General features: G+C 64.9%; 19 protein-coding genes. 13 read left to right on the forward strand and 6 right to left on the reverse strand.

Going from position 1 to position 23466, the window contains the following annotated elements; all coding sequences use genetic code 11:
- The 4 genes from A3M7_RS46670 to A3M7_RS0117190 all read right to left on the reverse strand — a co-directional run.
- Positions 1-164 (reverse strand): helix-turn-helix domain-containing protein (locus A3M7_RS46670; RefSeq protein WP_156936904.1); only part of this gene is annotated, 164 nt, incomplete at its 3' end.
- 267 nt (positions 165-431) lie between these two features.
- On the reverse strand, positions 432-860 hold the full coding sequence (locus A3M7_RS0117180; protein WP_027545025.1) for a heme-binding protein: 429 nt from the start codon (positions 858-860) through the stop codon (positions 432-434).
- The gene (locus tag A3M7_RS0117185) at positions 853-3828 is read right to left on the reverse strand and encodes an FAD-binding and (Fe-S)-binding domain-containing protein (protein ID WP_027545026.1); all 2976 of its coding nucleotides are present in this window, start codon (positions 3826-3828) and stop codon (positions 853-855) included. The genes A3M7_RS0117180 and A3M7_RS0117185 overlap by 8 nt, the downstream gene beginning before the upstream one ends.
- Before the next feature lie 103 nt (positions 3829-3931).
- Positions 3932-4669: a GntR family transcriptional regulator gene (locus tag A3M7_RS0117190; RefSeq protein ID WP_049823500.1), complete on the reverse strand. Its 738-nt coding sequence runs from the start codon at positions 4667-4669 to the stop codon at positions 3932-3934.
- A gap of 133 nt (positions 4670-4802) precedes the next feature.
- Between A3M7_RS0117190 and A3M7_RS0117195 the strand changes: the two genes are divergently transcribed.
- The 11 genes from A3M7_RS0117195 to A3M7_RS0117245 all read left to right on the forward strand — a co-directional run bounded on the left by A3M7_RS0117195 (position 4803) and on the right by A3M7_RS0117245 (position 16672).
- Positions 4803-6005: an alanine--glyoxylate aminotransferase family protein gene (locus tag A3M7_RS0117195; RefSeq protein ID WP_027545028.1), complete on the forward strand. Its 1203-nt coding sequence runs from the start codon at positions 4803-4805 to the stop codon at positions 6003-6005.
- A gap of 55 nt (positions 6006-6060) precedes the next feature.
- Positions 6061-7344 carry an MFS transporter gene (locus A3M7_RS0117200; protein WP_027545029.1) on the forward strand — a complete coding sequence of 428 codons (1284 nt, stop codon included), beginning with the start codon at positions 6061-6063 and terminating at the stop codon, positions 7342-7344.
- Between the two features lie 117 nt (positions 7345-7461).
- Complete coding sequence (locus A3M7_RS0117205) at positions 7462-8661, forward strand: alanine--glyoxylate aminotransferase family protein (RefSeq protein ID WP_027545030.1); 1200 nt, start codon at positions 7462-7464, stop codon at positions 8659-8661.
- 41 nt (positions 8662-8702) lie between these two features.
- Positions 8703-9500: an enoyl-CoA hydratase/isomerase family protein gene (locus tag A3M7_RS0117210; protein WP_027545031.1), complete on the forward strand. Its 798-nt coding sequence runs from the start codon at positions 8703-8705 to the stop codon at positions 9498-9500.
- 146 nt (positions 9501-9646) lie between these two features.
- Positions 9647-10633, forward strand: a complete 987-nt coding sequence (locus A3M7_RS0117215; RefSeq protein ID WP_049823501.1) for a tripartite tricarboxylate transporter substrate binding protein — start codon at positions 9647-9649, stop codon at positions 10631-10633.
- Positions 10634-10861: 228 nt separating this feature from the next.
- The gene (locus tag A3M7_RS0117220; protein ID WP_027545033.1) at positions 10862-11404 is read left to right on the forward strand and encodes a tripartite tricarboxylate transporter TctB family protein; all 543 of its coding nucleotides are present in this window, start codon (positions 10862-10864) and stop codon (positions 11402-11404) included.
- Between the two features lie 12 nt (positions 11405-11416).
- Positions 11417-12934: a tripartite tricarboxylate transporter permease gene (locus A3M7_RS0117225; protein WP_027545034.1), complete on the forward strand. Its 1518-nt coding sequence runs from the start codon at positions 11417-11419 to the stop codon at positions 12932-12934.
- 170 nt (positions 12935-13104) lie between these two features.
- Complete coding sequence (locus A3M7_RS0117230) at positions 13105-13974, forward strand: outer membrane protein (protein WP_027545035.1); 870 nt, start codon at positions 13105-13107, stop codon at positions 13972-13974.
- A gap of 439 nt (positions 13975-14413) precedes the next feature.
- On the forward strand, positions 14414-15304 hold the full coding sequence (locus tag A3M7_RS0117235) for an outer membrane protein (RefSeq protein WP_027545036.1): 891 nt from the start codon (positions 14414-14416) through the stop codon (positions 15302-15304).
- Positions 15305-15487: 183 nt separating this feature from the next.
- Positions 15488-16339 carry a leishmanolysin-related zinc metalloendopeptidase gene (locus tag A3M7_RS0117240; RefSeq protein WP_027545037.1) on the forward strand — a complete coding sequence of 284 codons (852 nt, stop codon included), beginning with the start codon at positions 15488-15490 and terminating at the stop codon, positions 16337-16339.
- A 51-nt stretch (positions 16340-16390) separates the two neighbouring features.
- The gene (locus tag A3M7_RS0117245; protein ID WP_027545038.1) at positions 16391-16672 is read left to right on the forward strand and encodes a hypothetical protein; all 282 of its coding nucleotides are present in this window, start codon (positions 16391-16393) and stop codon (positions 16670-16672) included.
- Positions 16673-16691: 19 nt separating this feature from the next.
- Here the strand turns inward: A3M7_RS0117245 and A3M7_RS0117250 are convergent, their stop codons facing one another.
- The gene (locus tag A3M7_RS0117250) at positions 16692-17885 is read right to left on the reverse strand and encodes a CaiB/BaiF CoA-transferase family protein (protein ID WP_027545039.1); all 1194 of its coding nucleotides are present in this window, start codon (positions 17883-17885) and stop codon (positions 16692-16694) included.
- Positions 17886-18030: 145 nt separating this feature from the next.
- Entirely contained in the window at positions 18031-18357 is a 327-nt protein-coding gene (locus A3M7_RS0117255) for a hypothetical protein (protein ID WP_027545040.1), read from the reverse strand.
- Positions 18358-18553: 196 nt separating this feature from the next.
- Here A3M7_RS0117255 and A3M7_RS46675 point away from each other — a divergent pair, with 196 nt between their 5' ends.
- Positions 18554-21517 (forward strand): M10 family metallopeptidase C-terminal domain-containing protein, encoded by a 2964-nt coding sequence (locus A3M7_RS46675; RefSeq protein ID WP_156936905.1) that lies wholly within the window; start codon positions 18554-18556, stop codon positions 21515-21517.
- A gap of 370 nt (positions 21518-21887) precedes the next feature.
- Entirely contained in the window at positions 21888-23465 is a 1578-nt protein-coding gene (locus A3M7_RS0117265) for a hypothetical protein (RefSeq protein WP_027545041.1), read from the forward strand.
- Position 23466: the final 1 nt, after the last annotated feature.

A 23466-nucleotide genomic window follows, 5' to 3' on the forward strand; every position in this document is an offset into this window, starting at 1 on the left:
TTGTAGCCGACCTGCCTGCCACGGTTCCGCCTCAGCTCCCGAGAGATCGTTGATGGCGGGCGATCCAAAGCTGCCGCGATTTGCCCGACCGAGTTGCCATTGGCCGAAAGGCGGGCAATCTCGCATCGATCGTCAAGGGAGAGCTGTTTGTAAGTCCGCCCCATGGCAACACCTCCAGTTGGAAGTGTTGCACTTCGTTTGTGAACTCAGGGGACCCATTACCCCAGGAGTCAGTTATCGCGCGCGCTCTTACCCCCAATCTTCGCCATAACCCCCGCCGGTGGTAATGGGTCCTGACTTTCGCCAGGACGACATTGAGGAGGCGGTATGCGCGCTACAGACTCGTCATTGCGAGCGCAGCGAAGCAATCCAGACTATCTCCGCGGAAAGACCAGGGATTGCTTCGCTTCCTCCGGGCTAGGGGACGGACCTTACCCCGCGTTGGCCTTCAGCCCCGCCGCCTGGATGCCCGCGACCGCGCAGGCCTCGTCATTGTCGGAGGTGTCGCCGGACACGCCGACGGCGCCGAGCAACGTGGTGCCGTCCATGATCAGCACGCCGCCGGGGACCGGCACCAGCGCGCCCTTGGCAATCGTGTTCACGGCGTCGATGAAATAGGCCTGCTCCTGGGCCCGCTGGTACAGCGCGCGCGAACCCATGCCCATGGCGAGGGCGCCATAGGCCTTGCCGTGCGCGATCTCGCCCCGCATCAGGCTGGTGCCGTCCTGGGCTGCTGCGACCTTGAGCACGCCGCGCGCGTCCAGGATGGTGACGACAAGCGGCTTCAGCTTCAGCTCGGTGGCCTTCGCGAAGGCGGCGTCGAGGATCTTGCGGGCGGTGTCGAGCGTCAGTTCAGCCATGGTTGGGTTCCTTTGCAGCTGGAGAAGGGAAATTGGTCTTGGCGCGATCGAGGCTCATCGCCAGCACGCGCGCGACGTGAAGCGCTTCGCGTTTCGTGCCGTCGTGGATCTGGTGCCGGCACGAGGTGCCGTCGGCGACGACCAGCGTCGCCTCGCCCGCACGCCGCACGGCGGGCAGCAGCGACAGTTCGGCCATCTCGATCGAGGCATCGTACGTGTCTGCACCATAGCCGAAGGCGCCGGCCATGCCGCAGCAGCTGGACTCGATGGTCTCGACCTCAAGGCCGGGAACGAGCCGCAGCACCTGCTCGACCGGCTTGAAGGCGCCGAAGGATTTTTGATGGCAGTGGCCGTGCACCACGGCCTTGTCGGCGACGGTGCCGAGCGGCAATTGCAGCCGGCCGGCCTGGGCCTCGCGCACCAGGAATTCCTCGAAGGTCAGCGCATGGGCACTGATGGCCTTGGCGTCATCGTCCTTGCGCAGCGATGAAAGCTCGTCGCGCAGCGTCAGCAGGCAGCTTGGCTCGAGGCCGACGATCGGCACGCCGCGCGCAGCGAAAGGCGCGAAGGCGGCCACCAGCCGGTCCAGCTCCGTCCTGGCCTCGTCGACGAGACCCGCGGAGAGAAAGGTGCGGCCGCAGCACAGCGGGCGGCTGCCGCTCGCGGGCTTGGGCAGATGCACGCGATAGCCGCCGGCCGCGAGCACGCGCAGCGCGGCGTCGAGGTTTTCGCGCTCATAGATGCGGTTGAACGTGTCGGCGAACAGCACGACCTCGCGGCCGCTCTCTGGTCCGACCGCTTCCGCGGGCGGCGCAAACACGTCGCTGCGGAAGGCGGGTAGCGCCCGGCGCGCGCTGATGCCGGCAAAGCGCTCGAACAGTTTTCGCAGCAGCGGGCTGTGATTGCGCAAATTCGCGAGCGGCGCGAAGCGCGCGGCGAGGCCGGCATAGCGCGGCAGATAGCCGACCAGGCGGTCGCGCAGCGTCAGGCCGTGGGTGGCGGCGCGTGCGGCGAGCACCTCGATCTTCATCTTGGCCATGTCGACGCCAACAGGGCATTCGTGGCGGCAGGCCTTGCAGGAGACGCAGAGTTTCAGCGTCTCCATCATCTCGTCGGAGGAAAGCGCATCGGGGCCGAGCTGGCCGGAGATCGCGAGCCGCAAGGTGTTGGCGCGCCCCCGCGTCACATCCCTCTCGTTGCGCGTCGCGCGGTAGGACGGGCACATCACGCCGCCCTCGAGCTTGCGGCAGGCGCCGTTGTTGTTGCACATCTCGACCGCGCCCTGGAAACCGCCGCCGGCGCCGGGATAGGCGGACCAGTCGAGTTTTGTCTTGAGCTCAGCGACGCGATAGTCCGGCCTGAAGCGGAACAGCGAGCGGTCGTCCATCCTGGGCGCATCGACGATCTTGCCGGGATTGAGGACACCGGCGGGATCGAAGCGCTGCTTCACCTCCCTGAAATCGGCGACGAGGCGTTCGCCGAACATCGTTTCGTGGAATTCCGAGCGCACCAGGCCGTCGCCGTGCTCGCCGGAATGCGAACCCTTGTATTCGCGCACCAGCGCGAAGGCCTCTTCGGCGATCGTGCGCATCGCCTTGACGTCCTTCTCCAGCTTCAAGTTCAGCACCGGGCGCACATGCAGGCAGCCCTCGGAGGCATGCGCGTACATCGTGCCGCTGGTGCCGTGCCTGGCAAAGACCTCGTTCAGCCGCGCGGTGTAGTCGGCCAGATGCGGCAGCGGCACGGCGCAGTCTTCGACGAAGGAGACCGGCTTGCCCTCCTGCTTCATCGACATCATGACGTTGAGGCCGGCGGCGCGGAAATCGGCGATGCCGCTCTGGAGCGCGGGCTCGGTGATCTCGACCACGCCACCCCATTTGCGCTGCTCGTTGTTCCAGCCGAAGCCGAGATCGCCCATCAGCTCGCCGAGCTGCTTCAGGCGCAGGAGATTGTCGGCCTGGTCCTCTTCGGCGAATTCGACCACCAGCACGGCGTCCGGATCGCCCTTGATCGCGGCCGAGATGATCGGCCTGAACATCGCGATGTCACGGCCGAGCGCGATCATGGTGCGGTCGACCAGCTCGACCGCGATCGGCTTGAGTTTGACGAGATGCTGGGCCGCATCCATGGCCTCGTAGAAGCTGCCGAAATGGCAGACGCCCAGCGCCTTGTTGCGGATGACGGGCCAGAGCTTCAGCTCGACCTTGGTGGTGAAGGCCAGCGTGCCCTCCGAGCCGACCAGCAGATGCGCCATGTTGTTCGGCGCGTTGCGCGGCACCAGCGCATCGAGATTGTAGCCGCCGACGCGGCGCTGCACCTTTGGGAAGCGTGCCGCTATCTCGTCGGCCTCGCGGGTGCCGAGATCGAGCATGTCGCGAAATAGCGCCCGGGCATTGTCGCCGGCATCAATATCGGACAGATCGCGCGACACCTCGCCGAAGCGGCTCAGCGTGCCGTCGGCAAGCGCCGCCTCCATCGACAGCGTGTTGTCGCGCATGGTGCCGTAGCGCAAGCTGCGGCCGCCGCAGGAATTGTTGCCGGCCATGCCGCCGATGGTCGCGCGCGAGGCCGTGGAGACGTCGACCGGAAACCACAGGCCGTGCTTTCTGAGCTGGCGGTTGAGGTCGTCGAGCACGATGCCGGGCTCGACCACGCAGGTGCGGTTCGCGACGTCGAGCGACAGGATGCGGTTCAGGTGCTTCGAGAGATCGACAACGAGGCCGTCATTGACGGTCTGGCCGCATTGCGAGGTGCCGCCGCCGCGCGGGGTGACCTTGCGGCCCTCGTCACGGGCGATCGCCAGGGCCCGCAGCGCCTCGTCCATGGTCTTGGGCACGACCACGCCGGCCGGCACGATCTGATAGAACGAAGCGTCGGTGGCGTAGCGGCCGCGGCTGAAGGGGTCGAACAGGACGTCGCCGGTCAATTCCGACCGCAGGCGCCGTTCGAGCGAGGAGGCGTTTGTCATCCCTGATCCCGGGCTGACCCAGCGAGGCTCGGCCTTGCTGAGTTATTCATTATTGTTCATGACCGATTATATTATGAATTCAAAATGAGCAAGCCAGCCGCCGTCAGGGCGAGGCCGGCGCGTCCTCTTGGGGCTCGGTCAGGTGCTCGATCGCGGCCATTCGCTTGTTGCGCAGGTGCTGGAACAGGATGTCGCTGAGCTCGCTGCCGGCGCGGCGGCGTAGTGCATCGAGAATGGCCTCGTGCTCGCGCATGGCTTCCGCCCAGCGCTGCCGCTTGCGGGCGAAATTGGCCGAATAACGGACGCGGCGAATGCGCCCGGCGAAGTTGGTGTAGGCCGTCTTCAGCGTCTCGTTGCGCGCGGCCGCCACGATGCTCTCGTGAATGCGCTGGTTGGTCTGGAAATAGCCGTGCATGTCGCGGTGCAGATAGTGGCCGTACATCTCGTAATGCAGCTGCTCTATCGCGATGATTTCCGCATCGGTAATGGCCTCGCAGGCGAGGCGCCCGGCGAGGCTTTCCAGGCCCGCCATGACGTCGAACAGCTCCTCGAGGTCGCGCTGGCTGAGCTGGCGCACCCGCGCGCCGCGGTTCGGCAGCAGCTCGATCAGGCCTTCGGCGGCGAGCACTTTGAGCGCCTCACGCAAGGGCGTGCGGGAGATGCCGAGCATCTCGCAGAGCTGGCGCTCGGGAACGCGCGCTCCGTCGGGAATGTTGCCTTCGACCACGTAGTCGCGCAACCGCAGCAGGATCTCGCCGTGAAGCGAGGCCTCCTGGCGATCACCGCCGTTTCCGGCGGGCGGGGCGATTGGAACCCCGGTGTCGGGAATCGTGGATTTCATTTGCAGCACAATAGTTTGCTCGTTTGGTCACGTCGACGTCCACAATCGAATACCAAATTTCGATTGAAAGGACAAAAAATGAATGCAAAATAGTCGGCAACGCCGGCCAGAACCCGCCGACAGGGAGGTTTTCATGCACCAGGGACGCCATTTCCTTCAGATTCCCGGCCCAAGCCCGGTCCCCGAGCGCGTCCTGCGCGCCATGGACATGCCGGTCATCGACCACCGGAGCGCCGAATTCGGCGAGCTCGGCCGGACCGTGCTCGAAGGCAGCCAGAAGATTTTCCAGACCGCGGGGCCGGTGGTGATCTTTCCCTCGTCGGGGACCGGCGCCTGGGAGGCCGCGATCGTCAACACGCTGTCGCCGGGTGACAGGGTGCTGATGGTCGAGACCGGCCATTTCGCCACCCTGTGGCGCCAGATGGCGGGCCGCTTCGGCATCGAGGTCGATTTCGTTCCCGGCGACTGGCGTCGCGGCGCCGATCCCGCCGTGATCGAGGCGAAGCTCGCCGAGGACAAGGCACGCGTGATCAAGGCCGTCATGGTCGTGCACAACGAGACCTCGACCGGTGCGACCAGCCGCATCGCCGAGATCCGCGCCGCGATCGACCGCACCTCGCACCCCGCGCTGCTGATGGTGGACACCATCTCCTCGCTCGGCTCGGTCGACTACCGCCACGACGAATGGAAGGTCGACGTCAGTGTGAGCTGCTCGCAGAAGGGCTTCATGCTGCCGCCCGGCCTCGGCTTCAACGCGATCTCGGAGAAGGCGCGCGCTGCGTCCAAGACCAACAAGATGCCGCGCTCCTATTTCGACTGGGAGGAGATGCTGAAGCCGAACGCGAAAGGCTTCTTCCCCTATACGCCGGCGACCAATCTGCTCTACGGCCTGCGCGAGGCAATCGCGATGCTGCTCGAAGAGGGGCTCGACAACGTCTTCGCCAGGCATCAGCGGCTAGCTGCGGCCACGCGCGCCGCCGTCAATCATTGGGGCCTCGAAGTGCTCTGCCAGGAGCCGGCCGAGTTCTCGCCGGTGCTCACGGCGGTGCTGATGCCGCCGGGACATGATGCCGATCAGTTCCGGAAAGTGGTGCTCGACAATTACAACATGTCGCTCGGCTCTGGCCTGTCGAAGGTCGCCGGAAAGGTCTTCCGTATCGGCCATCTCGGCGAATGCAACGCGCTGACGCTGCTCGGCGCGCTCACCGGCGTGGAGATGGGCCTGTCGGTTGCGGGCGTGCCGCATCGCTCTGGCGGCGTCGATGTCGCGATGAAGCTGCTGGAACAGCGCCCGCAGGGCAATGCGTCGCCGCATCTGAAAGTGGTCGGCACTTAAGTCGCGCGGGACATTCGAGCGGCAATCATAACAACAGCAAGTCGGGAGGGGTGAGATGGGAGTTCGGTTCAAGGCCACGCATGTCGTGCTGGCGATGCTCTGCGCGATGTATTTCATCACCTATGTCGACCGGGTGAACATCGGCACGGCGGCGAGCGAGATCCAGAAGGAGCTCGGCCTGTCGAACACCCAGCTCGGCCTCGTCTTCTCGGCCTTCGCCTATCCCTATCTGCTGTTCCAGGTGATCGGCGGCTGGGTCGGCGATCGTTTCGGGCCGCGCAAGACGCTGTTCTGGTGCGGCATGATCTGGGCGGTCGCCACCATCATGACCGGCTTCGTCAACGGTCTGGCCGCGCTGTTCGTCGCGCGCTTCGCGCTCGGCTTCGGCGAGGGCGCGACGTTCCCGACCGCAACACGCGCGATGCAATATTGGACGCCGGCGAACCGCCGCGGCTTTGCGCAAGGCCTGACCCATTCCTTCGCCCGGCTCGGCAATGCCGTCACGCCGCCCGTGGTGGCGCTGCTGATCCTCTGGCTGACCTGGCGCGGCGCCTTTGTCGTGCTCGGCTTCGTCAGCCTCATCTGGGGCGTGATCTGGGTCTGGTACTTCCGCAACGAGCCGAAGGAGCATGCCTCGATCACCGAAGCCGAGCTTGCGGCGTTGCCGCCGCGCCCGACCGGCGAGCGGCCGCGCGTGCCGTGGGGGCCGCTGCTCGGCCGGATGTGGCCGGTGACGCTGACCTATTTCTGCTACGGCTGGTGCCTGTGGCTCTATCTCAACTGGCTGCCGCTGTTCTTCAAGAACAACTACGGTCTCGACATCAAGAACTCGGCGCTGTTCGCCTCCGGCGTGTTCTTCGCCGGCGTGGTCGGCGACAGCGTCGGCGGCGTGCTGTCGGACAAGATCCTCGACCGCACCGGCAATGTCCGCCTGGCGCGGCTCAGCGTCACCGTTGCGGGATTTACGGGGGCGCTGCTCTCGCTTTTTCCGATCCTGTTCGTCCACGACATCACCATCGTCGCGCTGTGCCTGTCGGCCGGCTTCTTCTGCGCCGAGCTCGTGATCGGCCCGATGTGGTCGATCCCGATGGACATCGCCCCGAAATATTCCGGGACCGCCTCGGGAATCATGAACACCGGCTCGGCCTTCGCGGCCATCGTCTCCCCGCTGGTCGCGGGCTTCGTGATCGACGCGACCGGCAACTGGTACCTGCCGTTCCTGATGTCGATGGGGCTGCTGCTGCTCGGCGGCTTTTCCGCCTTCCTGATGCATCCGGAACGCCCGTTCGCGGAGGCCGAGGGCAGGTTGCCGTCCGGAAAGGTGGTGCCCGCGGAGTAGGGGGCGACGGAGGCCCGCCGCCCATGCATGGGAGGAGCCTTAAGGAGAGGGGACAAGCCGGTCAAATGGTGCTATTCGGCGGCCATCAAAATCAAGGCAAGACCGGGAAGGACGCCGATGACCGTGCATACTGGAAGGCATTTCCTACAGATTCCAGGACCGACCAACGTGCCCGACCGCGTGCTGCGGGCGATGGACATGCCGACGTTGGACCATCGCGGTCCGGAGTTCGCCGAGCTCGGCTTCGCCGTGCTTGCCGCGATGCAGCGCGTGTTCCGCACCAAGCAGCCCGTGATCATCTTCCCCTCGTCCGGCACCGGCGCCTGGGAAGCGGCGATGGTCAACGTGTTCTCGCCCGGCGACAAGGTCCTGATGTGCGAGACCGGCCAGTTCGCCGTGCTGTGGCGCGGCATCGCCGACAAGTTCAAGGTCGACGTCGACTTCATCCCGAGCGACTGGCGCCATGGCGCCGATCTCGCCGAGATCGAGAAGCGGCTCGCGGCCGACAAGCAGCACGCGATCAAGGCGGTCTGCGTCGTGCACAACGAGACCTCGACCGGCTGCGTGACGCCGCCGCTGGAGGTGCGCAAGCTGCTCGACCGCGTCAAGCATCCGGCGCTGCTGATGGTCGACACCATCTCCGGCCTCGGCTCGATGGAATACGAGCACGACGCCTGGGGCATCGACGTCTCGGTCGCGGGCTCCCAGAAGGGCCTGATGCTGCCGCCCGGCCTCGGCTTCAACGCGGTCTCGGAGAAGGCGCTCGCGGTCGCCAAGGCCAATCCCGGCATGCGCTCCTACTGGGACTGGCAGGAGGTCATCAGCTTCAACAAGCTCGGCACCTTCCCCTACACGCCCGCGACCAATCTGCTCTACGGCCTGCGTGAAGCGGTCAAGATGCTGGAAGAGGAAGGGCTGGAGAACGTCTGGACCCGCCACAAGCGCCACAGCGCGGCGACGCGCGCTGCGGTCAAGGTCTGGGGCCTGGAGACGCAGTGCGCCGATCCCGCGGCGCATTCGCCTGCGCTGACCGGCGTGCGCGTGCCGGATGGACACGACGCCGACGCCTTCCGCAAGGTGGTGCTGGAAAACTTCGACATGTCGCTCGGCACCGGCTTGAACAAGGTCAAGGGCAAGGTGTTCCGCATCGGCCATATCGGTCATTTCAACGATCTGATGCTGATGGGTACGCTCGCCGGCGTCGAGATGGGCCTCGATCTTGCAAAGATTCCGCACCGGAGCGGCGGCGTATTGGCGGCCATGGACGTCCTCAAGGGACGCGACGTGGTGCCGATGGCCAAAGCCCAAGTCGCTTAAAGGCGCAGGTGGCCTGAACCAACCTGGAAAGTGAGCGCGCGATGAACGCACCGACGACTGCTAACGAAGACCTGCTCTACTCCGTCCAGGACGGCATCGCGCGGATCACTTTCAATCGCCCGCAGGCGCGCAACGCAATGACCTTCGCCATGTATGACCGCATGGCGGAGATCTGCACCGAGATCAACGCCGACCGCTCGATCAAGGCGCTGATCCTGACCGGCGCCGGCGACAAGGCGTTCGCCTCCGGCACCGATATCTCGCAATTCCGCGCCTTCAAGACTGCGCAGGACGCGCTCGATTACGAGGCCCGTATCGACCGCGTGCTCGGCACGCTCGAGCAGTGCCGTGTGCCCGTGATCGCGGCGATCGCGGGGGCCTGCACCGGCGGCGGCGCCGGCATTGCCGCCTGCTGCGACCTCCGCATCGGGACCGAGACGACGCGCATCGGCTTTCCGATCGCGCGCACGCTCGGCAACTGCTTGTCGATGTCCAACATTAGCCGCGTCGTCTCGCTGGTGGGACCTGCCCGCACCAAGGATATGATCTTCAAGGCGCGCCTGGTCGAGGCGCCGGAAGCGCTCGCCCTCGGCCTGCTCAACGAGATCGTGCCCGACGTCGAGACGCTTCAGCGCCGTGCCGACGAGACCGCGAAGCTCGTCGCGAGCCATGCCCCGCTCACGCTCGAAGCAACCAAGGAAGCGGTGCGCCGCATCCGCCGCACGCTGTCGCGCGAAGAGGGCGAGGACCTGATCCTCAAGGCCTATATGAGCGAAGATTTCCGCGAGGGCATGGACGCCTTCCTCAACAAGCGCACGCCCGTCTGGAAGGGCAAGTAGCGAGCGCGCCGTCGAGCGCTTTCCGTCAGCCGAAAGTCATATGCGGAGATACGTCCGTCTGCTTGAACTCGTCAGCAATAGTCCGCACAATGCAGCGATAACCTTCCCGGCATCACAAAGCCAATAAGAATCAGGGGACGAAACTCGTGCGAATTTCAGTGAAAGCCGTCGGCGCCGCGACAGCGCTGTTGTTGGGCACGCCGGCTTTTGCCGGCTGGGAACCGACCAAGCCGGTCGAGATTGTGGTGGCGGCCGGTGCGGGCGGTGCTTCCGATCAGATGGCGCGAATGATGCAGGCCGCGATCCAGAAGAACAATCTGATGAAGCAGCCGATGGTCGTCTCGCTCAAGGGCGGCGCCTCGGGCGCGGAAGCACTGATGTACATGAAGTCCAGCGAAGGCGACCCGAACAAGGTGCTGATCGCCTATTCCCTGATCTACATGCTGCCGCTGTCGGCGAAGATTCCGTTCAACTGGCGTGAGCTGACCCCGGTCTCCGTGATTGCGCTCGACCAGTTCGTGCTGTGGGACAACAGCGCCGGTCCGAAGACGGTGAAGGAATTCGTCGCGGCCGCGAAGGCGGCGAGCTCGCCGTTCAAGATGGGCGGCACCGGCTCCAAGCGCGAGGACCACGTGCTGACCGTGTTCCTGGAGCAGAAGACCGGCGCGAAATTCTCCTATCTGCCCTACAAGTCCGGCGGCGAGGCCGCGACCCAGCTCGTCGGCAATCACACCGAAGCCAACGTCAACAACCCCAGCGAAAACCTCGAAGTCTGGCGCGCCGGTCAGGTGCGTCCGCTCTGCGTGTTCGACAAGGAGCGCATCTCCTACACCAGCAAGGTGACGGACACGCAGTCCTGGGCCGACATCCCGACCTGCAAGGAGGAGGGCGTCGACGTGCAGTATCTGATGCTGCGCGCGATGTTCCTGCCCGGCAAAGTGACTGCCGAGCAGCAGGCGTTCTATGTCGAGCTGTTCCACAAGGTGACGCAGACCGCCGAGTACAAGGACTACATGGAGAAGCAGGCGTTGAAGCCGATCTTCCTCACCGGCAAGGACATGGTGCAATTCCTCGAGGAGGACGATGCCACCAACAAGGCGCTGATGACGGAAGCCGGATTCGTCGCGAAGTAGTCGGTCTTCACCTCTCCCCGCTTGCGGGGAGAGCATAGGCCGCCTAGGCGGCCGTTCTTAAGGGACGCCGAAGCGAAGCTTCGGCTATGTCGCATCGAAGATGCGATGCAGGTGAGGGGGACTCTCCGCGAGTCCGACTTTCACCGTCCCCGTGGAGACTCCCCCTCACCCTGACCCTCTCCCCGCAAGCGGGGAGAGGGGATTGGCCACAGCGTTTGTTGTCAGCACATGTCCCAAACCGATATCGAAATCGTCGTCGACGATCCGACCGCGCCTGAAGACGATTCGCCCTCCGTCGTCAGCTCCGGCACGATCGAAATCCTTGTCTGCCTCCTGCTGCTCGCGCTGGCCATCACGCTCGGCTACGACAATTGGCGCACCGGGGCGTCCTGGGACGCAACCGGGCCCGAACCCGGCTATTTCCCGTTCTATCTCTCCCTCATCCTCGCCGGCGGCAGCCTCTACGGCCTGGTCACGGCGCTCGTCGCGCGCCGGGCGACGTCCGGAAGCTTCGTCACGCGCGCGCAGGCGCGCCGCGTCATGGCGGTGTTCGTACCGACGCTGCTGTTCTGCCTCGTCACGCAATTCCTCGGCCTCTATGTCGCGAGCTTCCTGCTGATCGCGAGCTTCATGCGCCTCGTCGGCAAGATCGCGCTGTGGAAGTCGCTGCTCACCGCGCTCGTGTTCACGGCGATCATGTTCGTCACCTTCGACATCGCCTTCGACGTCATCATGCCGAAGGGACCGCTCGAAGCGGCCTTCGGTCACTAAGGCGGCCCCGCGATGGAAGCTCTCGGTCTCCTGTTTCACGGCTTCGCCGTCCTGCTGACGTGGAAGACGCTCGTGCTGATGATGGTCGGGCTGGTGCTCGGCATCTTCGTCGGCGTGCTGCCCGGGCTCGGCGGCCCCAACGGCGTTGCGATCCTGTTGCCGCTGACCTTCACGATGGATCCGACCTCCGCCATCGTGATGCTGTCCTGCATCTATTGGGGCGCGCTGTTCGGCGGCGCCATCACCTCGATCCTGTTCAACATCCCGGGCGAAGCCTGGTCGGTCGCGACCACCTTCGACGGCTATCCGATGGCGCAGCAGGGCAGGGCGGCGGAGGCGCTGACCGCGGCGTTCACGTCCTCCTTCATCGGCTCGCTGGTCGCCGTGCTCCTGATCACCTTCCTCGCGCCGATGATCTCGTCCTTTGCGTTGAAGTTCGGCCCGCCCGAGTTCTTCGCAGTGTATCTGTTGACCTTCTGCTCCTTCGTTGGCCTCGGGCGCGAGGCCAAGCACAAGACGGTCATCTCGATGTCGCTCGGGCTGCTGCTCGCCGGCATCGGCATGGACACGGTGTCGGGCAATCTGCGCATGACCTTCGGCTCGGCCGAGCTCTTGCGCGGCATCAACTTCCTCGTCGCCGTCATCGGCCTGTTCGGCATCAGCGAGATCCTGCTGACGATGGAGGAGCGTCTGGCATTGCGGGGACATGCAGCGAGCATCTCGCTGCGCGTCGTGCTCAGCGTCTGGAAGGACCTGCCGAAATACTGGGTGACGCTGCTGCGCTCCTCCTTCATCGGCTGCTGGCTGGGCATCACTCCGGGCGGGGCGATCGCCGCGTCCTTCATGGGCTACAATCTCGCCAAGCGCTTTTCCAAGGATCCCGAGAGTTTTGGCAAGGGCCGCATCGAGGGCGTGTTCGCGCCGGAAACGGCGGCGCATGCCTCCGGCACCGCGGCGCTGCTGCCGATGCTGGCGCTCGGCATTCCCGGCTCCGGCACCGCCGCGATCCTGCTCGGCGGCCTGATGGTGTGGGGGCTCAATCCGGGCCCGTTGCTGTTCGTCGAGCACAAGGACTTCGTCTGGGGGCTGATCGCCTCGATGTATCTCGGCAACGTCGTCGGTCTCGTGCTGGTGCTGACGACGGTGCCGATTTTCGCCTCGATCCTGCGGGTGCCGTTCGCGGCGGTGGCGCCGATGATCGTGGTGTCCTGCGCGATCGGCGCCTATGCGATCCAGAACGCGATGTTCGACATCTGGCTGATGCTCGGCTTCGGGGTCGTCGGCTACGTCTTCAAGAAGATCGGCATTCCGCTCGCGCCGTTCACGCTGGCGCTCGTGCTCGGCAACCGCGCCGAGGATGCCTTCCGCCTGTCGATGATCGGCTCCGGCGGCGACCTCAAAGTGTTCTGGTCGAACGGGCTGGTCGGCTCGATCACGACGCTGGCGATCGTGCTGCTGTTTTGGCCGGTGATCGACGGGTTGCTGGGCCGCGTCGGACTGACGCAGCGGACCAGGGCGACATCGCGCTAGGCCTGTAGAACAACACTGTTCCAAATCAACGACTTAGAGAATGTGGTGGCGTTCGGGTGCCGGCACAACCTTAAGCCCGATTATTTCCAGATGTTGCTGGCGCGGCACAGCCCTTGGGTGGGGAGCGGGGTATATTTTGATCACAAGATTGTGCGGGATGAGGAATTGCTATGAAGCGGATTGTGATTGGAATGGCAGCGGCGATGTCGCTGTTCGCGACGGGCGCACTGGCGGCCGACCTCGCGGCGAAGCCCTACGTCAAGGCACCGGTCATGGTCGATCCGGTCTGGAGCTGGACCGGCTTCTACATCGGCGTCAACGGCGGCTATAGCTGGGGGCGTTCGCGCACCGACGTCACCTACAACAACACGGCGACTGGGGCGGTGATCGCGCCTCCGGCGGGCTCCATCACCAGCGCGTCGTTCGACATGAACGGCGGCGTCGCCGGCGGTCAGGCGGGCTACAACTGGCAGAGCGCCAACTGGGTGTTCGGCGTCGAGGGCGACCTGCAGTGGTCGGGTGAAAAGGGCAGCGCCTTCTTCAACTGCGGCGGCGTCGCGCCTGCCGGTGGTGCCTGTCTTCCCGGGCTGACCTTCCTTCCGGCCGGCGGTCTGGCCGGCACCACGCTGACGATCGACCAGAAGCTCCAGTGGTTCGGCACGGTTCGTGGTCGCGTCGGCATCCTGGCGACCCCGAAGGTGCTGTTCTACGGCACCGGCGGTGTGGCCTTCGGCGAGATCAAGACCACTGGCACCATGACTGGCTTCACGCCCGCTGGCGTCGCGATCGCCTCGGTCGGCTCGAGCTCCGATACGCGCGTCGGCTGGACCGTCGGCGCTGGTGTCGAAGGCAAGATCACCCAGAACTGGAGCGCGAAGCTCGAATATCTCTACATGGATCTCGGCCGCTTCTCGGCGGGTCCGTTTACGCTCGCGCCGGCTTCCGCGATCGCCGCCAATACCTCGTCGCGCTTCACCGACCACATTCTGCGCGCCGGCATCAACTATCAGTTCGGCGGCCCGGTGGTTGCCAGGTACTGAGATCAACAGAGGCGTCAACAAGAAGCAAAGCCCGGCCTCGCGCCGGGCTTTGTCGTTCCTCTCCTGATTCTTGGACATGACGCAGGGCCGACGATCGGACAGTGCGACCCGCTTGTTGCGGGTGTGCCACATCCGCGGCCTGATCTGCTCTGATTGGATTGTCGAAGCTGCGCGTACCGGGCCTCTTTCGAGGCCCTCGCGTCCGTCCCCAAGATTCATCCCCGCCGCCAAACCGCGCTGAAATAGCAGCGATCTCGAGATCGTCCCGATGGCCCGCGCGCGCCCCACGCGCGCGAGCGGCTGCACGCGTCCTCTGAACGACCGACGTTCGAACGCAGGACGCGAAGAGATGCGCTCTTTCCTAGTGTCGCCGCACTGAATCGCCCGCGCATCTTGCGAGCAGGCGAACAGGCAACGCCATTTTCTCGAGGGAAGATTGATGACACGAACTTTGCTGGTCGCGGCGGCGATCGCCATGCTGCTTGCACCGCGTGCCTTCGCCGCCGATCTGGCGGTGCCGCACATCCATACCAAGGCGCCGCCGGTGGCCGTCGATCCCGGCTACAATTGGAGCGGCTTCTATGCCGGCATCAATGTCGGCTATGGCTGGGGCCGCTCGGCCACCACGGCCGACTTCATCGACAGCGGGGGCGGCGCGCCGCTGAGCTCGAGCGCCGGCACGTTCGATCTCAACGGCGTCACCGGTGGCGGACAGATCGGCTACAACTGGCAGCGCGGGATGTTCGTGGCGGGCTTCGAGGCCGACTTCCAGGGCAGCGGCCAGAAGAACCGTTTCGACGCGCTGTGTGCCGGCGCACCGGCCGGTTTGCAGGACGGCGTCTGCACGCCGGGCCATCGCGGCGACAACACGTTCGATCCCGCGCTGCCTGTTACGTTCGATCTCACCCAGAAGCTCGACTGGTTCGGCACCGTCCGCGGCCGTCTCGGCGTCGCCGTGACGCCGCGCGTGCTGCTCTACGGCACCGGCGGTCTCGCCTATGGCCGCGTCTCCACCGCAGGGAGCGTGAGCGCGATCAATGTCGGCGGCTTCCCGGGCGCCGACGGAGGAACGTTCACGCCTGTCGCGACGAGCTTCAGCAGCAGCACGTCGAAGGTCGGCTGGACCGCGGGCGCCGGCATCGAAGGCGCCTTCGCCGACAATTGGAGCGCCAGGCTCGAATATCTCTACGTCGATCTTGGAACGGTGTCGGGCACGCTCGCAACTCCCGTGATCGCGCTCAGCGGCGCGCCGCTGGTCGTCGGCTATCGCTCGCACGTCACCGACAACATCCTGCGCCTCGGTGTGAACTATCGCTTCAGCGGGACCTGAGCGACTGTTTCGCAAAGCGTGGTTGCGAGTCGAAAGCCCGGTGGTCGCGCCGGGCTTTCGTGTGTCCGGAGTGAAAACAGTCAGGCCCCGTGACGCTTTCTCTCCCTTGTCAGCGGCGTTAATCGGGATCACTATGCAAGCATAGATAGAAACTTATTTGATCTGATTTTTTCGGAGGATGTCATGGCCATTGAACGTTATCGCGCCCAGAGGGGCGCCGAGATTCCTCACGCGGTCGCCGCCGCAGCCGCCCGAGGTTACACGATCGAAGTTCATTTCCTGGGCGGACTGACCGCCAAACAAAAGGCCGCTTTCAAGCTTGCGGCAAACCGGTGGACCCACGCCATCGTGGGCGACTTGCCGGACGTCACGGTTGGCGGCGAAAGGATCAACAATCTTCGTATCACAGCGCAAGGCACTGACATTGACGGCCCCGGAAATGTACTCGGCCAGGCGGGGCCGGACCGCCTGCGTCCGAAGAGTGCAGGGGCCGCTGCGTTCCTGCCGGCGACGGGTGACATGCAATTCGACATTGCCGATCTCGCCGCCATGGAAGCCGACGGCACCCTGAACGACGTCATCACGCACGAGATGGGTCATGTGATCGGCATCGGAACGATCTGGACGAACAAGAGATTGTTGAAGGGCGTCCGCACGCACAATCCGACTTTCCACGGTGCCAACGCCATGCGCGAATACGGCAAGCTCCGCGGCTCCGCTACGCCGCTCCCCGTTCCCGTCGAAAACAAGGGTGGCGAGGGGACGGTGGATTCGCATTGGCGCGACGCTGTTTTCGGCGCGGAATTGATGACCGGCTTCGTCAATGAGGGCGGCAATCCGATGAGCCGGTTGACGATCGCCAGCTTGCAGGATCTGGGCTATGAGGTGAACATGGAGGTTGCGCAGCCATATCACCTGCCCAATCATCTCCATATGGCTGAGGCGGGACTTGCTGCCGCGCATGATGAAAAGCCAAGAGGCATCGTGCTCCCGCGGATTCCGATCACGTTGCCTGATGAGAGCCTCGAACCTTAGGCCAAAGCACCGCCGAGCAAGGCTTCGCTCGGAATTCAGGGAAACCGGATCATGGAGGGTATGAAGCGACCGGAAGCGATTGTGCTTCCAGATTCGTCATTGATCCCGTCCGACTGTCTGATCTCGCCTCCGCCCAACCAGTTCACGCACGAGGTGGCGAGATCGCAGCCATTCTATGCCTCGCGCGGCATGCCGAGCGGACCACCGACCGGGCAATTCGAGGCGGGAGCCAAAGTCGTTCTGCTCTATCATGATGGCGGAGAGCTTTGTCGGGTTGTCGATGCCGGCGGCCACTATGTCGACACGCGCTTCGACGGCTTGCGCAAGATCTAGACGACTGCGTACGCCGCTTTCAGACCACCTTGCGCTGACGCAGCTCCGCGATCTCGTCGGCGCCGAAGCCGAACTCCTTCAGTACCTCGTCGGTCTGCTCGCCGAATTCCGGCGGCCGCGCCACCATCTTGCTCGGCGTGCGCGACAGCGTCACGGGCTGGCCGACCAGGCGGATGTGGCGGTCCTCGTCGTTCGGCACGTCCTGCGCGATGCCAAGATGCCTGACCTGGGCATCCTCGAACATCTGGTCGATGGCATAGATCGGCCCGCAGGGCACGCCGGCGTCGTTGAATTCCCGGACCCAGGTCTCGGTCGACTTCGTCACGGTGCGCTTCTCGATCTCGGCGTTGAGCGCGTCGCGGTTCTTGGAGCGGGCGGGGGCCGTCGCATAGTCGGGGTGGCTAAAGAGCTCCGGCGCGCCGATCGCCTGGGCGCAGCGCTCCCAGATCCGCCCGCCCGTGGTGGCGATGTTGATGTAGCCGTCCGAGGTCTTGAACACGCCGGTCGGGATGCTGGTCGGGTGATTGTTGCCGGCCTGCTTGGCGACTTCCTTCTCCATCAGCCAGCGCGCGGCCTGGAAGTCGAGCATGAAGATCTGGGCCTGGAGCAGCGAGGTCTGCACCCACTGGCCCTTGCCCGAGACCTCGCGCTCGAGCAGCGCCGTGAGGATGCCCATGGCGCAGAACAGGCCGGCGGTGAGGTCGGCGACGGGAATGCCGACCCGCATCGGGCCTTCGCCCGGCGCGCCGGTGATCGACATCAGCCCGCCCATGCCCTGCGCGATCTGATCGAAGCCTGGCCGCTTGTGATAGGGGCCGTCCTGGCCGAAGCCGGAAATGCTGCCATAGACGATGCGCGGATTGATCGCGGCGAGGCTGTCGTAGTCGATGCCGAGCTTCTTCTTCACGTCGGGACGGAAATTCTCGACCACGACATCGGCCTTGGCGGCGAGCCGCTTGAACACGGCGAGCCCGCGCTCGTCCTTCAGGTTCAGCGTCATCGCACGCTTGTTGCGGTGCAAATTCTGGAAGTCGGAGCCCCGCCGCGGCCCGCCCGGCTGTTCCCCGCCGGTATCCTCGGTCAGCGCGTCGATCTTGATCACGTTGGCGCCCCAGTCCGCGAGCTGCCGCACGCAGGTGGGCCCGGATCGGACACGGGTCAGATCGAGCACGGTGAAGCGCGACAGGGCTTCCGAGGCATGCGGAAAGGGCATCTTGAAGGGCTCCGGGACAGATTGCGGGCCTACCATAGTGCCCAACGCCCATGCGACAAGTCTGGGCCGACGCGGATGCCGCCTGTCGAAATGCAGTGCCTGACGGGGCTGGGCTGGCGCGGCTTGCTGCGCCGCGTGAAAGGGATCAGCGCGGCAGGCGCTTCAGCTCGGCGCGCGCCTGCTCGGCCAGCGGGGCGTCGCCGTGGCGCGCAATGAACAGCTCGAGCGCCTCCCGTGTTCCGGTCCGACGGGCGGCTTCGTACTCCTCCGCCACCGCGGCGGAAGGATCGCGCGCCATTGGCATGGAGGGTGCGCGGCCCGCCTTGCCGCGGTCTTTGCCGCCGTCCTTGCCGTTTTCATCCGCGTTGGCCTTCACGACCATGACAGGCTGTTCTCCGATGGACAGGTGATCCGGCCCGGCGACCACCGCAAGGACGCCGACGAGACCGGCCGAGAAGGAGCCAAGTTTCATGATTCTCCTCTGGAGATCCCGTGCTCGGCCCCGTATGACTACGGAATGCTTGGCCCGTATGATTACGGGATTTGATGGCTAATACAACTTTATGGAAGGGCCCGCACGCAGGCACAAAATTTAATCCAAACGTTTACCTCTGAGGCTAGAATCATACGCCTTCGCCCGAATCGCGCGGGTAGCTCCGGAGAGTCCATTGGCCACCGCTGTCACCGTCAGTGCCACCAATAACGCCGAGATCGACGGCCTGCTGTCGGGCGCCAAATGGTCCGGCTCGATCACCTACAGCTTTCCGGACTCGCCCAGCGATTACGCCAATCCCTACGGCGGCGGCAACAGTGAGCCGACCACGTCTGGTTTTGCCTCGGCGCCGAGCCAGATGCAGGCGGCGATCAACTACGCGATCGGACTGATCCTCGGCTACACCAACGCCAATATCCAGTACGCAGGGACGAACGGCGCCGACATCATGGTCGCGCAGTCACCGTCGGCCAATCCGACCTCCTACGCCTATTACCCCGGCAACTACGCGTCCGGCGGCGATATCTGGTTCGGGACTCAGTACAATTACTCGCTTGCCGCGCTCGGCAATTACTATTTCGCGACCGCGCTGCACGAGCTCGGCCACGCCGTCGGCCTCAAGCACAGCCAGGAAACGGGCGGCGTCGCCAACGTCGCTGTGCCGAGCGCGCACGACGACAGCGAATACACCGTCATGAGCTATCGCAGCTATGTCGGCGGCTCGACCACGTCCGGCTACACCAATGAGGCGTACGGATTTTCGCAGACCTATATGGCCAACGATATCCTCGCGCTCCAGACGATGTACGGCGCGGACTACACGACCCAGAGCAGCAACACGGTCTACACCTGGAATCCGACCACGGGACAGGAATTCATCAACGGCGCGGGGCAGCTCGCGCCGGGCGGTGGCGTCGGAGGCTCGGCCAATCGCATTTATGAGACGGTCTGGGACGGCGGCGGCGTCGATACCTATGACCTGTCGAACTACACGACGAACCTGAGCATCAACCTCAATCCCGGTGCGGCGTCGGTGTTCTCCTCCGTGCAGCTGGCCAATCTCGGCAATGGCCACTACGCATCGGGCAACGTCTACAACGCCTATCTCTATAATGGCGACGCGCGCTCCTACATCGATAACGCCATCGGCGGGTCCGGCAACGACACGCTGGTCGGCAACGCGATCGCCAACGCGCTGAACGGCGGCGGTGGCAACGACACGATCACGGGGGGCGCGGGCAACGACGCCATCAATGGCGGCTCGGGCACCGACACCGCGGTGTATTCGGGCAGCCGGGCCAACTATCTGATCTCGTACAACGCGGCGACCCAGACGTTCACTGTGACCGACCAGCGCAGTGGCGCGCCCGATGGCACCGATACCGTCACCGGTGTCGAAAATTTCCAGTTTGCCGATGGCACGGTCGCCAGCTCCAGTCTGATGGCAATCGTGATCGAAGCGCTCGGATCGACCAGCCTGGTGCTGTCCGGCGGCAATTATCACCTGAACAGCATCGCAACCGACACCGGCCCCATCCTGAAATATGCGGGCTCTCCGGTGATCGCCCCGAACTGGGGATCGTGGACCGTCATTGCCGCCGAGCAGGTGACGGGCGGCGGCTACGATGTCGTCTGGAGGGATTCGTCGAGCGGCCATTATTCGGTTTGGAGCACGGACAGCGGTGGCAACTTCGTCACGACTCTCGGCTCTGCTCCCGACATGCTGGGGACCGATCCGTCCCTGAAAGCGCTGGAGTCGGTACTGCATCAGGATCTGAACGGCGACGGCACGATCGATGTCCCCGTTGTCCCCGTCACCAGCAGCACGACGATCGAAGCGCTCGGATCGACCAGCCTGGTTTTGTCCGGCGGCAATTACCACCTGAACAGCATCGCTAGCGGCACCGGACCTACCCTGAAATATGCGGGCTCTGCGGTGATCGCCGCGAATTGGGGAGCGTGGACGGTCATTGCCGCCGAGCAGGTGACGGGCGGCGGCTACGATGTCGTCTGGAAGCATTCGGCTACCGCCCACTATTCGGTCTGGAGCACGGACAGCAACGGCAACTTCCTCACGACTCTCGGCTCGGCTCCGGAGATGCTGGGGAGCGATCCAGCGCTGAAAGCCCTGGAGCCGACGCTTCATCAGGATCTCAACGGCGACGGCACGATCGATGTCCCCGTTGTCACCCCCGTCACGAGCGGCACGACGATCGAAGCGTTTGGATCGACCAGCCTGGTTCTATCCGGCGGCAATTATCACCTGAACAGCATCGCCACGGACACCGGCCCCATCCTGAAATATGCTGGCAATGCGGTGATCGCCGCGAATTGGGGATCGTGGACGGTTATTGCCGCCGAGCAGGTGACGGGCGGCGGCTACGATGCCGTCTGGAGGGATTCGGCGAGCGGCCATTATTCGGTTTGGAGCACGGACAGCAACGGCAACTTCCTCGCGACTCTCGGCTCGGCTCCCGAGATGGTGGGGAGCGATCCAGCGCTGAAAGCGTTGGAGCTGACGCTTCATCAGGACCTCAACGGTGACGGCACGATCAGCGGGCCCGTCACCAGCAGCACGACGATCGAAGCGCTCGGATCGACCAGCCTGGTTCTGTCCGGCGGCAATTATCACCTGAACAGCATTGCAACCGGCACCGGTCCCGTCTTGAAATATGCGGGCAATGCGGTGATCGCCGCGGATTGGGGAGCGTGGACGGTCATTGCCGCCGAGCAGGTGACGGGCGGTGGCTACGACGTGGTCTGGAAGCATTCGGGCACCGGCCACTATTCGGTCTGGAGCACGGACAGCACCGGCAACTTCCTCGCAACTCTCGGCTCCGCTCCCGAGATGGTGGGGAGCGATGCAGCGCTGAAGGCACTGGAGCCGACGCTCCATCAGGATCTCAACGGCGACGGCGCCGTCGGCGCAGCGCCTTGGACCGACGGATTCGTGTTCAATTCCGTTCAGGGGGGATCGTCATCCTCCAGCACGCCGGATGTGCCCGACCCCATGCCCGATTGGGTTGGCGCGCAGGCCACGCCCTCGGTGTCGGCATCCGTCGAGACGCCGGCGAATCACGATGCCACGGCGCATGATCTTCTCCACAATGTGCTGAGCCTGGGCTTCCTGCTCGCCTGACGATGCGCGTCTCGTCGCCCCGAACCGATATGCCCTCAGCGCGCCGCGAGCTCCGACATGGAGGCACTTCGCGGATTGGCGAGTGTACTGCCTGAGATAGCTGGGCGATCAGTGTGACGGGGCGAAGTCGGGCACTATCGCCATGGTGACATAATGCCCCTGTTTTGCCCGACGTGTCAAAATCGCTTCGGAAAATCCACAAAGCGCATAGGTCGGTAGCTAAGTCATTGACAAAGCTGCATCCGTCTACTTTGCATGGGGTTGTTTTCGCGCTTTTTGTGAGATCGGCCTCGGATATGACGATTGTCGCGCGTGTGATGCCAGGACTCCTCGATGAGCGGGGCCGATTGCTTGCCGGGAAGGATGCGGCTTGATCGACACGCAACCTGACGTGCCCGGCAAGGCCGACGGTGCGCCCGGACCCGGCGTCGGCCGCGCCCGCCGGCTGGTGCAGGGCTGGTCCGCCAACCTCGTCCAGATGGTGCTGGGGCTGACCCAGCAGCTGTTGCTGATCCCCGCGTTCCTCCACGTCTGGAGCGGCGACATGCTCGCGGCGTGGCTGACGATCTATGCGGCCGGCAGCCTCGTCGTCGTCGCGGACGCAGGATTGCAGCTTCGCGCGATCAACCGCTTTCTCGCCTTCAAGTCCTGCGCCGATTGCGACGGGCGCACGGCGTATTTCTATTCAGCCCTGCTGCGGATCTATCTCGCGATCATCGCGGGGCTCGGTGTCCTCTTGTGCGCGGCCGTTGTCCTGGCGCCGCCATCGGTGGTGCTCGGCTTTCACGCGACGCCGACATTCGATTCCGCGATGCTGGTGATGATTCTGGGCATGATTCTGACCCTGCCCGCCAACCTCGTCTCCGGCCTCTATCGCGTGCGCGGCCGGTATGGCCGGACGGTCTGGCTGCAAAACGCCGCCCTGCTGCTCGGGCAGATCGCGCAGCTCGCTGCACTCGCGACGTTCGGCAGCCTGCTCGCGGTCGCGATCGCCTTCGTGTCGATGCAGCTCCTGTTCGCGGTCTTCCTCGCTGCGTTCGACGCGCCGCGATTGTTTCCGTTCCTGCGCCGTGCCGGCAGGCCGCCATTCGTGTCGCCGTCCCTGCGCTGGAGTATCGGGCAGTTCGGCCGCGCGCTGCCTTTCGCGGTCGCCAACTTCACGGAGCTCGCGCTGGTCAACGTTCCGGTGCTGCTCGTGTCCGCGCTGGTCACCAACCGCGTCGCGGTGGCGCAATGGGGCCTGACGCGTGTGATCGCGAGCCTGGTCCGCGGCCTCTGCCTCCAGGTCACGCTGCCGCTTGCCGCCGAGCTCGGCCATGACCATGCGATCGGCGACAAGGAGCGGCTGCGCCGGCTCTACGCCCATGGCTCGGTGTTCGTGACCGGCCTTGCCTGCCTGATCGTCGCCGGCCTGCTGCCGTTCTGGCCCGATTTCTTCGCGCTGTGGACCCATGGCAGTATCCCCTATGACGCGCCGCTCACGGTGACGCTGCTGCTCGGTTCGGCTGCGGTCGCGCCCTCGCTGCTGGCGCTCGGCTTTGCCAACCACAGCAATCGCGGCGAGCTTCTGATCCGGACCAAGGGACTTCAGCTCGTCGTCTTCCTGGTGCTGTCCTTCGTCCTGATCCCGCGGCTCGGACCGCTCGGCGCCGCGTTTGCCGTGGTCGCGAGCGACATGCTGGTCCAGTTCGGTCTGCTCGCGTTGATGGTCATGCGGCAGACCCTGCATCATCCGTTCAGGCACATCGCCTTCCTGATGCTGCTGGCCGTCGGCGTCGTGGCGTCGGGCTGGCTGATCGGGCTCGCGATCACCGCGCTCGTGCCGGGGAGCGGGCTCGTGCATTTTATCGTAGAGTGCGCGATCTGGCTGGCGGCGGTCGGCGTGCTCGCGAGCCCGCTGTTGAGTACGGCCTTGCGGCAGCGCCTGCGGGCGCTGATTCCGGCCTAGC

Source organism: Bradyrhizobium sp. WSM2254 (assembly GCF_000472645.1).
In the GTDB taxonomy this organism is placed as follows: Bacteria; Pseudomonadota; Alphaproteobacteria; order Rhizobiales; family Xanthobacteraceae; genus Bradyrhizobium; species Bradyrhizobium niftali.